Origin of the sequence: Vibrio sp. MOR3, from assembly GCF_001557775.1 — a bacterium.
Taxonomy (GTDB): Bacteria; Pseudomonadota; Gammaproteobacteria; order Enterobacterales; family Vibrionaceae; genus Vibrio; species Vibrio jasicida.
Window position 1 is genome coordinate 107,130 of the sequence record NZ_LNRD01000012.1, and the last position, 19,748, is coordinate 126,877.

Annotated in this window: 14 protein-coding genes; 12 read left to right on the top strand and 2 right to left on the bottom strand. The window is 42.9% G+C overall.

The features are described 5' to 3' along the window. Positions 1-314 precede the first annotated feature (314 nt). The 8 genes from ATB76_RS20090 to ATB76_RS20125 all read left to right on the top strand — a co-directional run bounded on the left by ATB76_RS20090 (position 315) and on the right by ATB76_RS20125 (position 13,121). Positions 315-2,471: a TonB-dependent receptor gene (locus ATB76_RS20090; RefSeq protein ID WP_061036020.1), complete on the top strand. Its 2,157-nt coding sequence runs from the start codon at positions 315-317 to the stop codon at positions 2,469-2,471. After that, positions 2,465-3,004, top strand: coding sequence for a YfiR family protein (locus tag ATB76_RS20095; RefSeq protein ID WP_061036021.1), 540 nt, complete (start codon positions 2,465-2,467; stop codon positions 3,002-3,004). Before ATB76_RS20090 ends, ATB76_RS20095 begins: the two co-directional genes overlap by 7 nt. Further along, positions 3,001-4,926: a diguanylate cyclase gene (locus ATB76_RS20100; protein ID WP_061036022.1), complete on the top strand. Its 1,926-nt coding sequence runs from the start codon at positions 3,001-3,003 to the stop codon at positions 4,924-4,926. The genes ATB76_RS20095 and ATB76_RS20100 overlap by 4 nt, the downstream gene beginning before the upstream one ends. 325 nt (positions 4,927-5,251) lie before the next feature. Then, on the top strand, positions 5,252-8,902 hold the full coding sequence (locus tag ATB76_RS20105) for a transporter substrate-binding domain-containing protein (RefSeq protein ID WP_061036023.1): 3,651 nt from the start codon (positions 5,252-5,254) through the stop codon (positions 8,900-8,902). Continuing rightward, positions 8,895-10,049 (top strand): EAL domain-containing response regulator, encoded by a 1,155-nt coding sequence (locus ATB76_RS20110; protein ID WP_042601570.1) that lies wholly within the window; start codon positions 8,895-8,897, stop codon positions 10,047-10,049. Before ATB76_RS20105 ends, ATB76_RS20110 begins: the two co-directional genes overlap by 8 nt. A gap of 4 nt (positions 10,050-10,053) precedes the next feature. Continuing rightward, a complete protein-coding gene (locus ATB76_RS20115; protein ID WP_038867782.1) occupies positions 10,054-10,653 on the top strand; it encodes a response regulator transcription factor in 600 nt (199 codons plus the stop codon). Positions 10,654-10,663: 10 nt separating this feature from the next. Then, on the top strand, positions 10,664-12,043 hold the full coding sequence (locus ATB76_RS20120) for a GGDEF domain-containing protein (RefSeq protein ID WP_061036024.1): 1,380 nt from the start codon (positions 10,664-10,666) through the stop codon (positions 12,041-12,043). A gap of 190 nt (positions 12,044-12,233) precedes the next feature. After that, entirely contained in the window at positions 12,234-13,121 is an 888-nt protein-coding gene (locus ATB76_RS20125) for a LysR family transcriptional regulator (protein WP_061036025.1), read from the top strand. Here ATB76_RS20125 and ATB76_RS20130 read toward each other — a convergent pair. Beyond that, positions 13,118-13,726 (bottom strand): response regulator transcription factor, encoded by a 609-nt coding sequence (locus ATB76_RS20130; RefSeq protein ID WP_038867777.1) that lies wholly within the window; start codon positions 13,724-13,726, stop codon positions 13,118-13,120. The genes ATB76_RS20125 and ATB76_RS20130 overlap by 4 nt on opposite strands. A 365-nt stretch (positions 13,727-14,091) precedes the next feature. On the opposite strand from ATB76_RS20130, the gene ATB76_RS20135 reads away from it, so the two are divergent. The 3 genes from ATB76_RS20135 to ATB76_RS20145 all read left to right on the top strand — a co-directional run bounded on the left by ATB76_RS20135 (position 14,092) and on the right by ATB76_RS20145 (position 18,071). After that, positions 14,092-16,002 (top strand): methyl-accepting chemotaxis protein, encoded by a 1,911-nt coding sequence (locus ATB76_RS20135; protein ID WP_042605950.1) that lies wholly within the window; start codon positions 14,092-14,094, stop codon positions 16,000-16,002. A gap of 103 nt (positions 16,003-16,105) precedes the next feature. Beyond that, positions 16,106-16,828: a nitroreductase family protein gene (locus tag ATB76_RS20140; RefSeq protein WP_061036026.1), complete on the top strand. Its 723-nt coding sequence runs from the start codon at positions 16,106-16,108 to the stop codon at positions 16,826-16,828. 262 nt (positions 16,829-17,090) lie between these two features. After that, complete coding sequence (locus ATB76_RS20145; RefSeq protein WP_038867771.1) at positions 17,091-18,071, top strand: chemotaxis protein; 981 nt, start codon at positions 17,091-17,093, stop codon at positions 18,069-18,071. A 51-nt stretch (positions 18,072-18,122) separates the two neighbouring features. Here ATB76_RS20145 and ATB76_RS20150 read toward each other — a convergent pair whose 3' ends face one another. Further along, positions 18,123-18,656 (bottom strand): type II secretion system protein, encoded by a 534-nt coding sequence (locus tag ATB76_RS20150; RefSeq protein ID WP_038878522.1) that lies wholly within the window; start codon positions 18,654-18,656, stop codon positions 18,123-18,125. Between the two features lie 356 nt (positions 18,657-19,012). Here ATB76_RS20150 and ATB76_RS20155 point away from each other — a divergent pair, with 356 nt between their 5' ends. Continuing rightward, positions 19,013-19,735 (top strand): sulfite exporter TauE/SafE family protein, encoded by a 723-nt coding sequence (locus ATB76_RS20155; RefSeq protein WP_038867766.1) that lies wholly within the window; start codon positions 19,013-19,015, stop codon positions 19,733-19,735. Positions 19,736-19,748: the final 13 nt, after the last annotated feature.

Below are 19,748 nucleotides of genomic sequence, written 5' to 3' on the forward strand. Positions count from 1 at the left end.
TTAGACTTTGTTACTAGTAGGAAGTTACTTTAACCTAATTTAGGGCTTCTTAAGATTTATATCAAAGAGGTTTGGGTAAAAGATGCACAGTTAAGCGCCTTTCGGCGCTTTTTACTCTCTACAACCAACACCCACTATCTAGCACATCAATTAATCGTCTCGACAAAAATAACTCAGCGTAATTGGCGTTGGTTTAAAATGAACCACACTAGGGCAAATGGTACACTGTACTCATATAGATACACTGTAAATTAGCGTTTGAACCTCTTCCCCATAACATTGATATTTAGCGTTCAAACGTTGAGAAAACCCATATGCGTTTGTCGTTAAACCTCGTGATTGCATCCACTTTTGTAGCTGTTGCTCCAGTTGATGCTAACTATGATCTTGATTCCCTGCTAGAGATGCCACTGTGCTCGTTAGCAGACACAAAAGTTGTTTCGGCAACTCGTACCTCTCAATCCCTTGCGGACACGCCAGCTTCGGTTTATGTGATTACAGCCAAAGAGATCCAACGCTCTGGTGCTCGTTCTGTGGCTGATGCATTATCTTTGGCACCTGGTCTTCATGTCGCCAAGTTCTCCAATTACGATTGGGGGGTCAGTGTGCGTGGCAATAATGAAACACTTAACAACAAGATGTTGGTCATGGTAGATGGCCGCAGTGTGTTCAATCCAATGTCATCCGGTGTTAATTGGGATTTAATTCCCGTTAGCATGGACAACATTGCCCAAATAGAAATCGTTCTGGGCCCGGTTGGGACAGTGTGGGGTGGTAATGCCGTGACAGGAGTCATCAACGTCATCACTAAAGAAGCAGAAGGCTCGGCAAAAGGGAAGGTGTCAGCAAGCTTTGGTAATTATGGCTACAGTGAATATCAATTGCATCATGCAGGATCAATTGGTGAGTACACCAACTACAGTGTTTATGGTGAGTTTGTTGATCACATGCCTTGGACAAGTGATGAAGCTCGCGTGGCTCCGCTGCAACATTTTAACGTATACACTGAACGCTTTGGTGGCCGATTAGATTATCAAAAGCATGAACACACGTTGAGTGTACAAGCTGGTGGTATTCGCTCTCGCGAAGACTACAACTGGGGTAATTATCAGCCTCACTTTGTCATGCCCGGAGCAGAACCGGTCAACTTTTATGAAACCGAAATGACCATGCAAGAGTACTTCGTTGGGGGGCATCATATTTTTGATCGTCCTAGCGGAGACCGATGGGAAAATGAAGTTTGGTTAACCTACAGCTCTAACGACATTTCACACGATAATGCGCGATTTTTCCGAACAGATCTAGACTCCCATTATACTGTTTCAAATCTATGGGGAACTGAGTTTACTGTTGGTGCCAATATTCGGCTTATTGATGAACAGTTTGGTACTTTCGACAAACACGATGAAATGACGATGCCTTATTTGCGCTTATCGGACAGTCCAGATTTTCTCAACCAATCGTATGGTGTGTATGCCAACTGGAGTATTCCGTTGGACGAGAGAACCAAACTGACATTAGGTAATCGCTGGCAATACAACAACCTTACTCATCATGTCGATCCACAACCACAGGTGCGTTTGAGTTATGAGCTCGCGAATAACCAACGATTGTGGGCGGGTTGGGGTAAAGCAATAGTGACGCCGTCACGATTGGAACTGAACACGTATATGCGTGAAAACCATTATATGGAAAACGTACAGTTCAGCGACGGTAATTACTATGACTACTATTACAGTTACCTATTAAAAGGGAATGAAGACCTAGATGTAGAATCAGTCTCGACCTACGAGCTTGGATACCGTTTGTGGGATGAGAACAAACTGCAATTCAATATTGGTGGCTTTTATACTCGTCATGAAAATATTCGTGTTTATAAAACGGATTCTGCGACACAAGCGATTGTTACTGGTGGCTCATCACCGGGCACGGTTGGTACTGTTGTAGAGCAATACACATCCAGCTTAGTTGATCCGATCTGGAGTGAAAGTTTTGGTGGAGAGGTTTCTGTGAAGTGGCAACCTCGTCAAGACATTCAAATAAACGCCAATTACAGTTACAAGCGTATTGTTGGCCATTGTGAGGGCGCCATTTGCTCTAACAACAAAGCCGTGAAACGTATGATTGAAAATGAGCCAAACCACTTTGTGAATGCACAAGTAATGTGGGACATCACGCCACAATGGTGGCTCAGTGTGACTGGTCAGTATGTTTCTGAATCTAAGTTACACGATGATTACGAGTCGGCTTTGAATCCGGTTAACGTAGCGAATAAAGACTATAACTGGCCGGAAGTGGTTTCCTTTGATGCATCGGTAAGTTGGCAATACAACGATTGTTTGCCACAAATTACAGCGTCGGTAGAAAATCTAGGTGCAGACCAAAGCAAAGAGTTTCCCAACAACTACAACCCTTTCGCTAATGGAACGCAATACTGGCTAACGCTCGATTGGAACTACGCTCAATGGTAAAACGGTTTGAGCGAAGCTCAGCAGTGAAATGGGTAATAACGATTTGGGCACTGCTCAGCGCGACGTTTGCCTTTGCTCAATACGATGATGCGGATCTGAAAGCCGTTTATTTATATCGTTTTGCTTTGCTCGCCGATTGGATGGCGACGGGGGAATCCATCGCCCCAGTTGAGTATTGTGTGTCTGAAAGTGACTCTGTTGGCGAGCACCTTAAAAACATCGTTGCTCGCAAGCCGCAGTTGTCTCGTTACTATGATTTATCAAATCCGGTGACGCCGAACCCCTGCCATATCTTGTACATACCGCAAGCAAAGAAGTCCCAAATCTTATTGTTGCGCGATCAATACCCTCATTCGTTGTTGATCAGTAATGGCGAAGAGTTCGTGAAAATAGGGGGGATGGTCGCCTTTGTTAAGGTAAACAATCGTATTCGTCCTATGGTATCTCGTAGTCACGTCGCGCCAACACAGGTACAACTGCGTGCCCAATTATTGAGTATCTCCTTATTGGTTGAAGATGAGGTCGCGCCATGATCCGCTCTCGTCTCGCTCGTTTGCCTTTAAGGCATAAGATGATGTTGCCTACATGGCTAATGATTACCCTTATTGTCATTGGTCTTGGTACGCTCGCGATTCAATACGTGGTAGTTGCACAAGAAAAGGCGTTAGAGCGCCGTATTGATATTCTTGGCCAAGGGGTGGCGAACACGCTACAAGCGGCATTGATGTTTGATGATGCATACACGGCAAAAGAGCAACTGACCAACCTGAGTTTCGACCCTGACATTATTTCCGCGGTCGTGATCAATCAGCATGACAAAACAATTGCGTCGATAGATGATCTGCCAGCAGGTTGCCATTGGCAAGAGCGTCAGGTGATTTGTTCACATCTCAACGTTGTGATGCGTCATAACGATGTCTTATTAGGCGATGAGAAGTTGGGTGCACTCGAAATATGGGTTTCTTTAGAGAACCTATTAATAAACGAACGGAAAATGTGGTTATCGCTTAGCGTTATCGTTTTCTTACTTTCGTTGTGTGCGTGGGCGTTGGCAAAGTTACTACACTCATTAATTTCATTGCCATTGCTGTCGTTGCATCGTTCTGTTGAGCATATGAGTCGTGTCGGGGTCCTCCGTAAAACATTGCCAGTTTATCATCAAGATGAAGTTGGTAAGCTAACAGAATGCTTTAATGAAATGACCATGAGTCTGGCTGAACGTGAATCACAAGTGGCGCAAGTGTTAAAGCGTGTTGAAGATAAAAACCGTTATATCCATAGTGCACTCGACGCAATGCAACGTTGCGTACTTGTAGTGTCGTCAAATCACCAGGTGACGTACTTCAACCCCATAGCAGCAAAAGAGCTAAAAGGGATGGAATCAAATTCGGACGCGAGAAGCCTCTTGATGAGTCACTTCGAGCCTATGTTGAAAGTAGAGCGTATCCTGTTTGCAATCGATACGCATACTACAGTGAAAGGGTTAGAAGTTCGTAGTGTTGACAAGACTAAGCGCTATTTGATCTCTTGTAACCCGATGGACACAGAAAAGAGCAGCTTGATTCAGCTTCAAGACATTACGGAGCAAACGCTATCGGAGCAAAGACGTAAGCTACTCGATTTAATGTTTGATCAAAACCAAGACGCCATATTGGTATTGAATCGAGCTTTAAGCGTTCAAACTCAAAACCAATCTGCGACACAGTGGTTTGGTGAGGTTAATGCATTAAAAGGTCTAGAATTGTTTTCACCTTTTGAAGTGACGAAAGCGATTAAATTAAGGTTATTGAAAACGGGTCACTACAAAACGCACGTTGATGTAAAAAACCAACAAGGGCGTGTGATGCCGTGTGAGCTGAAGGTTCGCGCTTTGAAGAGTGAAAATGGACGTGCAGAAGCGTTTGTGGTCTCATTTACGGACTTGACGATTGACATCGAGTTAAAACGTTTAAATTATCAAGCAAACCATGACCCATTAACCGGCTTAGCCAACCGCTCAAAAGCGTTACGTCGACTCCAGGAAAAGCATGATGTGGGTGCCTCACAGCATATTTTATTCTTAGACCTAGATGGATTTAAAGCAGTTAATGACCAATACGGTCATGCGGTTGGCGATCAATTATTGAAAGCCGTTGCTCAACGTTTGGTCAACTGTGTGGCGAGAAGGGATCTTGTGTCTCGTCTTGCTGGCGATGAATTTTTGATTGGGGTTCGTGAGGCTTCGAGTTGTGAGCCGATCGCGAATCGCATCATAGAAAGCCTAGCGAAGCCCTTTTACTTTGGCGATATCACTTGCTATATCTCTGCAAGTATCGGTATGAGTTATTGGGCGCGAGAAGATAACTCGACGTTGGATGACCAAATTAACGCTGCGGATATGGCTATGTATCTTGCGAAAAAGGGCGGTAAGAATCAGTACCAAGCCTGTTTAGAGCCTGCTTGTATTTTGGATTAACTTAATAGCCACACACTATGCGATCAAGCGTCAAGTACGAGCAAATAGAGGTGTGGCTTTTAAATGTACGTCATTGTCCATTTTATCTTTTCAGAATAGAGCGCATGTTGTTCTGTTTGATTTTTGAGCGAAAGGCGTTCTGTTGATGATGAGATGGTGAACGCAATTTCGTTGTAGTCCAAGGTGGATAATGTTGTAAGAATGTCCTTACTAATTATTAAAAATTATCATCTTATCAATAAGATAAAATTAATTCGCTAAGTTTCGAAATTTGACATTTAAGCTGTGCAAATTAGTCTGAGCTCCCAAGTCGTGGAAGCCAGTTATGCTTAGCATTTTTAGAAAAAACATCGTATTCATTTTCGCATTCATTGCTATTGCGTCTTCAAACGTTTCGTTTGCCGCGGATGAGCCAAAAGAAACGGTTGTTGTTGGCGTTATTGCTCAGCATTCAGAAAATCCCCAAATAGGGGATGAAATCGGTGCTTTCTACGGGATCAACCTTGAGTATCTGACTAACATCGCCAAGGTCCTCGAACTGAAATTGGAGCTTCGTTCCTATAGCACGATTCCTGCCCTGTTAACTGATATCGAAAATGGTACGGTTGATGGCGCGGTAGGTTTTAGCAAAACACCAGAAAGAAATAACCACTTCTTATTTTCAGAACCTTTTTTCTCCAGCACGATTGCGGTCTGGTACCGCGATAGCAACTATAATCAACGTGATCCTCGAGAGCTTCAGTGGGTTTGTGTCGAGGGAAGTGTCTATTGTGGCGACATTAGAGAGGCGGGTGCAACCAAAGTACGTGAAGTAAAAACGCGCCTAAAAGCATTTGAAGCAGTACGCAGTGGTCGTGCAAATGCACTTATCTCAACGTATGTCGCCATTAATCAATATTTAGACCAAAACGATATTGTAAAAGGGGCAGTAGACATTCCGAGTTGGCTCAACGAGGAAGAAGTCAGTTTTATCACTTCAAAATCAAATCAAGATTTGGTTGACCGAATTAATAAGATCTTGAGCTGGGAACGTCGCGGAAAGAATATTCGCTCGGTCGCGTCGAAGAACCCATATCATGTTAACGACAAACTATTAGTCGAGTACCGTCGTGATCTCGATAGTAATAAAGCCATCACTTACAGCAGCAGCGAAGAAGCGTTCCCGTTTCTTTATCGCAATCCACACACGGCTCGCCTAGACGGTTTCCTGCCTGATTTCATCGACCTAATTCGTTCAAGAACAGGCCTAAAATTTGAGTACATAGAGCCCACGAACAGCTTAGATAGTGGATTGACTGCGTTTTCCTCTGACCTTGTTCCTGTCGCCTATGTTGATCATGTTCGGTCGTCTGATTGGCTAATTACGAAGCCTTTTATGCACAATAACTTTGTCGCGATTGAAGCGCTAGATGTGGAGAATCATCCTCCTCACGATGCGACGTCAGGCATTTTGATGAGTTTAAAAAAACAGGGACTGGTTAACTTAGACTCATGGAAGGAAGAGCGCTTTACTCGTTATGACGACTTGAAGCTACTTCTTAGTGATCTAAAGAACGGCGAAATTGATGTGGCTTACGTACCTGACGACATTGTTCACAGCATGATTGCGCAAGATAACATTGATGGACTGTTGATCAGCGAAAAGGATGTCCTGACGTTGTCGATTGCCTTTGCCGTTGCCAACCACAATACCAAGTTGAAGAAAATCTTGGATAGCATCATCGATACGATTGATGCCAAAGAGATCGACAAGTTGAACCGGACTTACCGCAATTTCAACCTTGTCTATGGCTATGATGAAGAAGAGATTACCACCATTGTACTGTTTGTCGCGGTCATTTTTGCGGTGCTTCTCGCCGTCGTCTACTTCGTATTGGCGCACCTCAAGCTGAAAGTGAACCTTGCTGAGCTCAATGCCACTAATGAAGAGAAAGAAAAACAGTGGTTGATGGGGATCATTCAAGAGATAAACAGCATTGTATTCATCCATGGTGAAGACAACCAGATTCAAATGAGTAACTGCTCTTTGTTCCTCAATCGGCGATGCAATGGTTGCACCATTCTCGAACGAAAAACTGCAAAACCGTTGGTCGATAATGCCCTTGAACTGCGTGAAGTAATCGAAGGTAAACGCATTACCGATACTAGCGCGTCCACCGGTTGCAAAGGTGGTATTCAGCACGTGTACCGCGAGCGAAAAACCATCCTTTCACCAAGCAGCAAGAAAAAATTTGTCCTAACGGTTCTTCAAGATATTACCGAACAAAAAGAACGTGAGTTTGCCTTGATTGATGCTCAGGAGAAAGCTCAAACGGCAGTGCGTGCACGTGAAAACTTCTTAGCGACCATGAGCCACGAACTAAGAACGCCACTGTCTGCGGCGCATGGGTTACTCGACTTATTAGAGCGTCAAACTCGAAGTGACACCAACAAAGAACTCATCACGCAAGCCATGCGTTCTCTTAATCACCTCAACGTGCTGGTGGACGAGGTCCTGGATTATTCAAAGCTTGAAGCAGGACAATTAAAAGTGACACCAGTAAAAACCAACGTCATTACAACCTTATGCGATGTTGTGCGTAGTTTTGAACCCAAAGCGCAGAGTAAGGGGTTGGATTACCGAGTGACTGTTAAACCCTTTACCAACCCTTGGTTAAAAGTAGACGCGGTTCGACTCGTACAAATTACGACGAACATCTTATCAAATGCGGTCAAGTTTACTTCTGATGGTGAGATACGGATTAGCATTGCGCTCAATCAAGAACAACTGATTCTAAAAATCGCCGACACCGGCATCGGTATGACGGAAGCGCAGTTGGATGGGATTCTTCAACCATTTGTTCAAGCGGACGATACGATCACTCGTAAATTTGGGGGTACAGGCCTAGGGCTAAGCATTGTTGATGGCCTTGTGGAATGCATGGGCGGAGACCTTCAGATTAACTCTGAATCGGGACTGGGGACGACCATCGTGGTTAAACTGCCTGTTAAGCTCTGCAAACCCAAAGCGCAACCTTCTATTGTATATAGCTACTCGCCGACATTGCCTGCCAATATTCGCGATTGGTGTGAAGTATGGGGAATGGAAGCAACCGATATTTCCCCAAGCCTTGCTGGAACATTTTCTGAGGAAGGGAAGTACCAAGGGCTTAATTTGAACTGCGGTTGTGACGCCATATGTTCACTAACCGCAGTAGAAGCAAAATATCCAGATACGTTGTTAAGTCTGTTGAGCCAAGGTTGTACACCGACAGTTGAGCCGATTAAGCAAGTAGATAAGGTCTCTTGGAAGCACGGTACGGTCTTGGTCGCAGAGGACAACCCAATAAACCAAAGTGTCATAACCATGCAGCTACGAGAACTCGGCATAGAACCCGTAATTGTGAGCAATGGTTTTGAAGCATGGCAATACGTAAATCAGGACGAATTCGTTACCTTGGTATTAACCGATTTCCATATGCCGGAGATGGATGGTTTTGAATTGGTGAACAAGCTCAAAGCAAATGAGGAGCTGTCTAAAATCCCAGTTATTGGTGTGACTGCAGAGGATTCCCGTCTGGCAAACGAACGAGCGAAAACTATAGGGATCGACGACATTCTCTTTAAGCCATACGACCTTGAGCAGCTTAAGGTGAAATTGCTGCCTTACTTGAGTGAACAAAAAAACAATCTTTGGCCTGAATGGCTAGAGAAGTTTAGAGCGCAGGATGCAAAAGAGATCGCTAATGTCTTTAAAAGCTCGATGACGCAAGACGTAACTAATTTAAAAGCGGCAGAAAGTAAACAAGAGAAGAAACGAATTATTCACGGTATTAAAGGGGCGTTAGGGGCGATAGGCGTCACTATCTTAGCTGAGTTATGTGTTGAAGCCGAACAGGCAAGTGACGTGGATTTCGATTCGCACGTCACAGGACTTATTGACCGGATAGAACACGAAGTTAACCTCGCAGGACACTGGATTAAAGCTCATGAATAAACCACTGAACACGATGGTGATCGATGACCATCCTCTACAGATTACGTTGTTAAGGCAGATGTTATTACGTAACGGTGTTGATGTTGCTACTTATGATAAGGTCGACGATGCGATAGCACATGCGAAACATAACAATTTAGATGTCATCTTTTGTGATTTACAGATGCCAGAGAAAGATGGCATCGACATGATGGAGATGCTCAATCAGATTGGTTACAAAGGCAAAGTTGTTCTAGTCAGTGCGATGGAGCTGACGATCGTGACAGCCGTGCGTGCGATGTGTGAAAGCTTTAGTTTTGAAGTGCTTGGAAAGCTATTGAAACCTTACGAAGAGCAGCAAGTCATCGATATGCTGACTCGAGTTAACCTAGAACCAGTCAAAAGCACCAAATTTAACCAATGCGTAGACGTTCAAGACCAAGAGTTTTTGTTTGCGCTTGGCGAGGGACGCATCAAAAACTACTACCAACCGCTGGCGGATGCGAACAGTGGTGACATTATTGGATTTGAAGCTCTGGCTCGTTGGTTTCATCCCATCTATGGTGTTTTACCACCACATTGTTTTTTGCCGATTGTTGAACGTTGTCATTTGTCCGCCGAGTTGTTTGATGCCGTGTTTAGTAACGCGTTATACGACATTAAGCATCGTGGACTCACTCAAAAAGTCTCAATCAACGTTGACCACGATAATCTTGAAGATTGCGAGTTCGCAAGCCAGTTCATTCAGCGTTGTTACGAAAACGGCATCAGCCCAGACCAATTTACAATAGAAATTACCGAGCGTGATACTTTTCAGACCAGCGCCGCACTCTACAAAAACTTACTCAAATTCAGAATGAATGGCGTGACGGTGAGTATCGATGATTTTGGTACTGGCTCGTCATCGCTAGAAAAACTCGCTCAATTGCCTTTTAACGAACTGAAAATAGACCGCTCGTTTATACAGGGGTTAGTGAATGACCCGAAAAAGAAAAACATCGTGCTCGCAATATGTGCACTAGCAAAAAGCCTCAACATTAGCGTCGTCGCAGAGGGGGTGGAAGACGAGATTACGCTGCAAGCCATGCGCCAATACACGATCGATGTTTGCCAAGGCTATTACATCGATAAACCAATGCCTTTAGAAGCCATAACAATACTGAATTAAAAGAATGATGAACAAAATAAACTGCCTGATCTTTGATGATCACCCACTTGTCTGTATCGCCATTAAATCGCTTGTTGAAAGCCTAGGTATCGCCAATGAAGTGATGACGGCAACAAGCTCAAAAGACGCTTTAAAAATGCTTAAAGAAGGCGATATCGGGCTGCTTATCTTAGACGTGAACCTTGCTGATTGTGATGGTTACGACTTTTATAAACGTATTAAATCCCATGGTTTTAGCGGAAAAGTGATTTTCTTTTCTGCTGAGACTAGCCATATGTATAGCCAAATGGCATTCCGTTCAGGGGCCGATGGTTATGTCTGTAAATCCGAAAATCACGAGATCTTAAAAGACGCTATAGAGGCGGTTGCGAAAGGGTATTCATTCTTCAAGTTCAAACAAACAGTGGAAGAGCATCGAAATGTCCCAACGTTATCAAGCCGAGAAAGCGCGGTGATGAAGTTACTTCTACAAGGAAAAAGTAACCGAGATATTGCCGATGTTCTGTCGATCAGTGATAAAACCGTCAGTACATACAAGCGCAGAGTCATGGATAAGTTCAACGTGAAGAACATCGTGGAGCTTTCAAAAGTCGTTGATACTTAAAGGGTAAGGGATGAACCTGAAAAATATTTATTTGTCTTTTTTCTTTAGTGCGCTTTTGTTTACCACTTCAATGACCATGATCGGTGCGATGTTGATCTCCCATGAAGTGAAGCAGTTTAAGATTTACACTCAGGGGATATCCAAGACCAAGCAAAAAGTCACCTTACTTGGTCTATTGATGGAATCTGAATTGGCACGTTATGAAGGTTCCACAGCTCATGAGATTAATGAACTGACGGAATTCAGTTTTCAAGATGCGATCTACGCGTTAGAGCCGGGCAGCGAACTGGACTATGTCGAAACGATTGCGCGGAAAGTACTGCACGAGGCTGAAGGGTATTTAGCAAACGTTTATGAACGAATTGATGTCGTGCTTTACTTTCGTTCATATACGGCGAGCAAATTGATTCTCGAGAATCCGATTAAAGAGCTTGAGAACTTGTCTGAACCTTTTGATATTGATTGGTGTAAACAAACGTACTCTTGCGTACTCGCGGCATGGAAGGATCAGCTAACCGATCGCATTCTCATTTCTAAACCTTTTAAAACGACGTATTCGGAGAGTAGGGCATTTAGTGTGATTAGCCCTGTTTACTACCGAGGTGAGATTGTTGGTGAATTTGGAGAGCAAATTTTTCTCGATTCACTCAAGGTCGAAGGGAAAGCCCTAAAAGTGGATATCAACAACGGCAACAAACACATCGTTGTTTACTACCCACATTACCCGTGGTCAGACTTCGCATATACACAAAGTTACGTTGCGGATAACAACAACTTAATCGTTTATCAATTTCCATTCAGTAAAATACTGATTGATTTCGGATTCCTGTTCCTAATCATGTTTGTATCTATTTATGGATACTATTCAAAGGCGCAAGAGTCCAAAGAAAGCAAAATTCAATTAGCCAATGCAATCAGTGATGCAACCAAAGATGAATTGACTGGTTTGTTCAATCGTAAGGTGTTCAAGGAACAAGCGTTCAAGAATAAGATAAAAATGACTCCGTTTACTGTGGTTGCTATTGATGGCGATAGAGTGAAACGCATCAATGATAAATATGGTCATCATGTTGGTGACGAGGTGATCGTGATTATTGCGGATGCGATGAAGAAAGTGTTTAGAGTGTCTGACTACTTGATTCGCACGGGAGGGGATGAGTTTATTGCGATTCTACCAGGATGCAGCGAGAGTAAATCTCTGATGTTGGCCAAAAAGCTGCAAAATGCCGTGACAGAGAACCGTTTAAAAAGCTTAGATATTAATGTAAGTGTCAGTACCGGACTTGCCATGAGCAACGAACACGAGACGTTAAATGATGTGATCATGCGCGCGGATGAGGACCTTTATGAAACAAAACGGCATCGTAGTTACTCTGAAACTGTGTCTTAAACGGGAAAATCAGTGTAAATGACTATATTGTTATTAATTGAAAAGATAAGAGTTTGATAAACTTGACCAAAACGTGACTTTGGTCTTCTATAGTAAAGCAGCTCATTCAAAGGCTGCTTTCTTTGTATTTGGCCGAAACTAATTATAAAAAACACAACTTTAATCTTTGATTCTACTTGGTAACCACACTGTGAATAAAGATCTCGACCTAAATCTCCTCAAAATACTGGTGCTGTTAGAGCGTCATCGTCAACTTAAACCTGTTGCTAAGGCATTGGGTAAAAGTGAAGCCTCGATCAGTAAATACCTCACTCGTTTGCGGACACAATTAGAGGATGAGTTGTTTATCCGTCATGCACATCATTTTGAACCGACAGATTATTTAAAGCGTAAACTTCCTGAAATTACAGGGGCGCTTGATCAACTTGAATCGTGCTTAGTTCGACGTGAGTTTGACCCGCTTTCATACGAAAAGAGCATTACGATTTGTTTGCCTCAATCCGCTCAGTACTCATTTGGACACCTTTTGCTTGGGGATTTGATGTCTTTGTTCCCTAATGCTTACATCACTGTATCAAGCAGTACCGACCACACGATTGAAGATATCTTGGAAGATAAAGTAGACATACAATTGCACTACTTCAACGAAGAGTATCCTAAGTCAATCCATCAGCAATTTATTGGTTATGCGCCAGCTGTTGTTGTTGTTCCGGAAGAGCTCGGTATTAGCGATTTAGAGAAAGCGTGTGATCTTCCTTTCATTTTATTAGAAATGAATGGTTGGAAGGATCGAGAACAAGTGACGAAGCGCGCGTTGGAGAAAAGCGGAATAAACATTAACCGTGTGGCAACGATGGGAAATATCACAAGCTTATTGCAGGCGATTAAACACCAAGGTGCAGCGACAATTTTGCTTGAATACCAAAGACCCATTAACGGTTTCAATTTTATCTCTGTACCAGAGAGCTTTTACCCAGATGGTCGCCCTAAAGTGGTGGTACAGATGAAACAAACTCATCGCTACAATTCAATGCATCAGCTACTGACGGATGCCATCTCGAAGTATGTCAATGTCTAACAGCATAAGCTGCCGCACTCTTCTTGAGGAAGGGTGTTGAGCAGTTCAACAACGGATTCTGCGTGGTACTTTTTCAGAATGCGTGTTTTGTAAGTACTGATGGTTTTCGCACTTAATGACAGTTGCTCAGAAATCTTTTTATTTGAGTAACCTTGCGCTAAATAATGGAAAACCATCGCTTCTCGATTCGATAAAGTGACGTTACCTGAGGACTGGTTGTGCGTCGCTTTAAACATCGAATATCCGCGTGTTACGCTGAGAACCGCATCCATGATGGTTGCTTTCGCCTCATTCTTATTCAAAAATCCGTGTGCACCCATCTCAAAGGCCGCTTTAGATAAACTTGAATAATCACGGGATGAAATAAACAGGATCTTTCCTTGATAGCCAGTTGCAAGAATATTCTTAGCTAAACGCATACCATCTCTATCACCTAGCACAACATCCAGAATAACCAAATCAATTGGTTGGTTACGAATCAACTCCATTACCTCTGCGCTGTCTGTTGATTCAACGACATTCACGGATTTAAATGCGCTTTGAACGAGAGAAGCCAGAGCCTCACTATATAACGGTTGGTCGTCGATAATAAGAACGCTATTCATATTTATGCCTCACCTTATATTTCAATTTACTGGCCGCATCCCTTCAGCAGTCATTTAATGTGGAAGAATTGTAGGAAAAATCTGTGGCGAGCGGGTGAAAATGACAATTTCACTATTTGAAACTTGTCGTCTCAATTGTGAGATGGTGTCGCAGTAAAAATAATGAAATCAATTAGATGCAGGATGAAAGATTCGCAGTGTTGCATTGACGTCCGTCTCTTTCTTTGGGGTCGGAAAAAGCTTACAAAAACTTAAAATCCTATAAAATACAATGACATACCATTTCTTAATGAAAGGTGTTAATTTGCGGTAAAGAAACGTGTTTTTTACTATTTCTTCCTTGCTGTTCTTATGGAGTAGGCGGAATGCTAAATAGGATTAAAAAAATAAAACACAAATTTTACCTGATTTTAAGTACCGTTATTTTGGTGCTTTTTGCGATAACCGCAGTCGGTGTACTTACTACCAACCAAATCAATACAAACTTTATTCACTTTCAATCGATTAATAGCAGTGCATTTGAAGCAACTGAAATCGAAGCGAATCTTCTAACTGCAAGAATTAATGCATTAACCTATCGAACAAACCGAGATCGCCTATTTTTCAATCAAGCAATGGAGGCGTTAAATCTGGCTAAAGACGAGGCGCAAAAGCAAGCATTAAGTTCGGAGGATGATGAACGTAAGTTGCGCTTTGAAAAGGTTTCGTTTCAGCTTGAACAGTATATGGTGCACTTGGGAGAAGTTTCTCAATTAATGGCGAAAAGAAATACCGATGTGAATGCTTTAGTTTCTTATCAAAAAGAGATAGAAAACAAACTCATGCGCCGTTTGAACAAACACACAACTGAGCGAGGTTTGATAGCAGATGCGACTTTGGTGTTTAAGGCGCTTACGCAAGAAGCAACGGAATACTTGTTAACCAACAGCGAGCAAGACTATGAGCAATTTGAAGCGAAGCTGGATCACTGGAAGAGATTCATGATACAGCTTCATTTTGTTGATCAAGACAAACTCAACGAATTAACTGGACACCTTTCAACTGCGTTATCCAGTGTTGCAGAAACCATTCGAGCAAGGAATCAACGTTGGGATGCACTTAAAGATATTGGTTTTGAAATTGCGGACCAAATCAACGCAATAAAATTGGATGCAGTTAATGACCAGAATGTTTTAAAGGAAGAAATTCAACAAACGACAGAACAAGCGACGATGAATGTAGCCTTGGCATTGTTGATTGGTTTACCTGCAGTGACGTTTTTGTGTCTATTTATCTCTAAAGACATCACGAACAATGTCATCTTTGCAAAGCAAGTAGCGGAGAAATTGAGCCGAGGTGAAATTAGTGTAGAGCAGCAGCATGCAAAAGGCAGTGATGAGGTTTCTGAAATGCTTGTTGCGTTACACAACATGGAAGAGCAGCTGTATAAAACCGTTTCTGAAGTTATCTCTTGTAGCGATCTTCTTGCTTCGGCATCAGAGCAACTTTCTGCAGTAAATTCCGAAATCTTGAGCAATGCGCAGTCCCAGCAATTGGAAACTGACCAAGTAGCGACAGCGGTGAATGAAATGACGGTGGCGATTGCAGAGGTAGCACAAAGCGCAAACGGAGCGTCACGGGAAGCAGAAATTGCATCGGAGGTCTCCGACAGAGGGCAGAGTGTAATGAATAGTGCGATGCAACAAGTTGGTGGACTTGCTGAACAGATGGGAAGCATGAGTCAAGAAGTTGGTACGCTTTCTAATGGTACTGCGGAAGTGGCAGACATTACCGAAGTTATCCAAACCATAGCTGAACAAACGAACTTGTTGGCGTTAAACGCTGCGATTGAAGCTGCACGAGCGGGCGATCAAGGTCGGGGCTTTGCTGTTGTTGCTGATGAGGTTCGTCAATTAGCGCAGGAAACACAAAAAGCGGTCGAAAAGATTGGGAATCGTATTACTACGCTGCAACAAAATACCTCTCAAGTGGTTGAATCTATCGATGCAGGCCAGCACATGTTGGAACAAACTGTGCAGCAATCGGCTTCTGCCAATGATGCGTTTTTAAGTATTTCATCAAATATTGATCAAACGAATGCATTGAACACACAGATTGCAGCCGCGACAGAAGAGCAATCTGCGACCGCAGAAATGATCAACCAAAGTGTTGTCTCTGTTCGCGATCAAGTTGACCAGACGGTAAATATGATTCAAGACAGCAACCAAGCCGCCGATGAATTGGCGAAGATGTCGATAAACCTCTCTGATCAGATTCGTTTTTTTAAACTGCAATAAAATAAGAAGGGCAGACGCGATTTTGTGTCTGCCTTTGTATTTGCGCTTGCAGGAGGAAGATGATTACGTAAAGATCCCTTTTTTGTTCTATTTTGAGTCTGTTATGAGCCAACCTTCTTTTGAATCCATTGTTCACTCCCGTCGTTCTGTACGTAAGTACGATGCCAGTGCTGAATTTAACCACAGTGATGTCGCGGATGCCCTTGAGCTGACAACATTAAGCCCAAACAGCAGCAACATGCAGATGTGGGAATTTCATCGTGTTATTTCATCTGAAAAACGCGAACAACTTGCAGAATTTTGTATGGGGCAAAATGCAGCGAAAACGGCAAATGAACTGGTTGTGTTTGTTGCTACGACTCATAACTGGCAAGAGCGCGCCAAGCGCAACGCAGAGACTGTGCGTCAAGCTTTTGAAAACCGTGACGACGCTGCGGCTAAGCGCGCTCTTAAGTATTACGAAAAATTGATTCCAATGGTTTACAACAATGATGCATTTGGCCTTCGTGGCGTTGTACGCAAGTTATACAGTTGGTGGTTGGGGCGCAATAAGCCAATGGTTCGCGAAGTCAGTAAGTCGGATATTCGTGTTTGTTTGCACAAGAGTGTTTCTTTAGCCGCGATGACGTTTATGTATGCGATGCGTGAAAAGGGGTACGACACGTGCCCAATGGAAGGCTTTGATTCAAAACGAGTAAAGCAGCTTCTTGGGTTACGTGGTAGTGGCCAGATCACCATGATCATTAGCTGCGGTGTAAGAAGTGAAGAAGGCGTGTATGGAGAGCGTCATCGCGTTGCCAACGACAGCGTGATTAAATCACATTAATTAACACTAAACTTTTCTGTCGCTATGCCGTTAACAGTAGTGAGTAAACTGCGATATTGAGTCGTTGAATGTGTTTTGTTCAAAAATGAGACAAAATTTCAGCATTTGATAGAGAAGTGTGCAGTTCGCATCCTTTTGATTATTTACAAATTCTGTCTCAACGACTACAAAAGGACTCTTGGATTTTTCGCCTGTGAAGTGATTCTCTGTGGCATTGCATCAAGCCTATTTTTCTTGATGCGTATTTTGGATAATTGGGTTTATGAGTAACGTAACCAGCACCATTTTGACTGAAAGTGGCACCAATGAACTTGAAATCATTGAGTTCCATCTAGAAAAACAAATGCCAGATGGCAGCACAAAAACATGTTTTTACGGCATTAACGTCGCTAAGGTTCGCGAAGTGATTCGCGTCCCAGAGACGACTGATTATCCGAACGCCCAACCGCACATGATTGGTGTCTTTTCTTCTCGTGAAGTGCTTACGCCTCTTGTTGATCTTGCTGGTTGGTTAGGTGTCCCGACACGCCGTGATTTAGAACGTAAGTTTGTTATCGTTACTGACTTTAACAAGATGACTAATGGCTTCTTGATCGACAGTATTTCTCGTATTCATCGTATTTCTTGGAATGATGTTGAATCTCCAAGCCAGTTTCTAGAAGCTGGGGAGCAAGATTGTGTCGTTGCCGTTGTGCGTAAAGATGGCAACTTAATCATGATTCTCGATTTCGAAAAAATCATTGCTGACATCAACCCAGAACTGAGCATGGAAAAATACGATGTGACGGGCGATAAATCGGTTGATTTGAACCAGCGAATGGTTGGCAAACGTAATGCTAAAACTATTATGGTTGTGGATGACTCTGCATTTATTCGTTCTTTGATTCAAGATACCTTGGCTTCTGCGGGTTATAACGTGATCACTTGTAAAGATGGTGGTGAAGCGTATGAAAAGCTAATGAGCTTGATTGAAGTGGCGAAAGAAGAAAACTTACCAGTGCGTGAGTTGCTTGATGCTGTCGTCACTGACGTTGAGATGCCTCGTATGGACGGCATGCACTTAGTGAAACGACTGCGTGATACAGAAGCGTACAACCAAACTCCAATTGTGATGTTCTCTTCTTTGATGAGTGAAGACAACCGCGCGAAGGCATTATCTCTTGGTGCGAATGACACCATCACCAAGCCTGAGATAGGCCGTATGGTGAATATGATGGATAAACACGTGTTTAATTTTGCGTAGTCTATCCGACAGTGAACAAAAAGGCTGCCAATTTGGCAGCCTTTTGTTTTATTAAGGACAAGGAAGAATCTCTAGCGTGTAGCTCTCATTCTCTGATTCTGGCGGTCCATATAAAATGCCACATTGAGTAAGGCTAGCGCGGGGTTCATCTGCTGCAGCAATAACCATTTCACGTGTACTTGAACCCGATGGATGTCGGATAATCTTCCAATCTGAGTCCGAACCATCAATTCCCTGAACTAATAATGGAAGGCTATCATTGTCCGCATCTGGGTAGCCGTAAAGAAATACACAGTACTTCGAGCCATTTAGCTCACAACCATCGAAAGGCAGTGCTTGCATTGGTGTTTTGCCGTGTGTGTTTTTGTTTGAAACATAGGCAAGGTGCTCTTGCCCTGTAGTTGCTAGTTTTGCATACCCGACGCCTAGGCCAGAAGCTATCGCACCTTTCATCCCTTCCAAGCGAGCTTCACGAGCATCGTCTTGAATGTTTAAAAAGCGCGGAGCAGCGGTGACAGCCAAAATACCAAGGATAACGATAACAACAACAAGCTCAATTAAAGTAAAACCTGATTTTCTTTTCATAAATCATCTTTTAATTAGGTTGATACGATAGTCTAATGTTTTTAATTTATATGGTGCTATAGACTATTAATTTCCATAAATGGTGAATTTATATGGTACATCCACTCTAAAATGGAGTGTGATTATAGTTCCGTTTATTTGTGCTGGATAGTGTGGAAATCGTAAATCTAGCGTTGCAAATCTGTATGAATTGTAAAGTCGTAGAAACTGAGACTAAGAAGTTCAAATGTTGACACATTTTGATTGTGTTTTAGTGCGCTTTGATGAATCCTACGCAGGGCGAGAGTGGGGGAATTATTACTATCTGATATTCATTCTGCTTTCTAATCATAAAATCAAATATAAGAATGACATCGATGGAATTCGATTCTACAAACTTGCTTGCTATGGGGCTGATCTTCTTAGGCTCTTACGTTCAAACCGCGATTGGATTTGGCCTTGCTATTGTCGCCGCGCCACTACTCATTCTCTGGGCTCCAGAGTATGTGCCTGCACCTATCTGTTTGGTCGCATTGTTTATCTCGTTAATGAATGCGATGAAGCACAGAAGCAGCGTCGAAATTGGCGGTTTAAAGATGGCACTGATTGGACGTGTTCCCGGATCAATTGCTGGTGGCGTCTTACTGTTTTTCGTTTCGACAGAAGCATTAACTTTATGGATTGGCTTTTTGGTTCTGTTTGCCGTTTCCGTCAGCGTGTTGCCATTTCGTATTGAACCTACGCCAGGTCGTATGACTTTTGCTGGATTCTTTTCTGGTTTATTTGGTACGAGTTCTGCTATTGGTGGACCACCAATGGCGCTTTTATTGCAACATCAAGAAGCAAATCAGTTACGTGGTAACCTGTCAGCGTTTTTTGTGTTCAGTTCTATTATCTCTTTGATTGTTCAGATCCCTGTGGGTTTCTTTAACTTACATCATCTGGTGATTACTTTGCCCTTGCTACCAGCGGCAGCACTTGGTTACTGGTTAGCGGTAAAAACAACGCAGTCTTTACCAAAAGAAAAGATTCGTTTTGGCGCTCTCACACTGTGCTTTGTTAGTGGTATTACTGCGGTGATCCAAGGTCTCTCTTTGTAGTTATCCTAGAAGG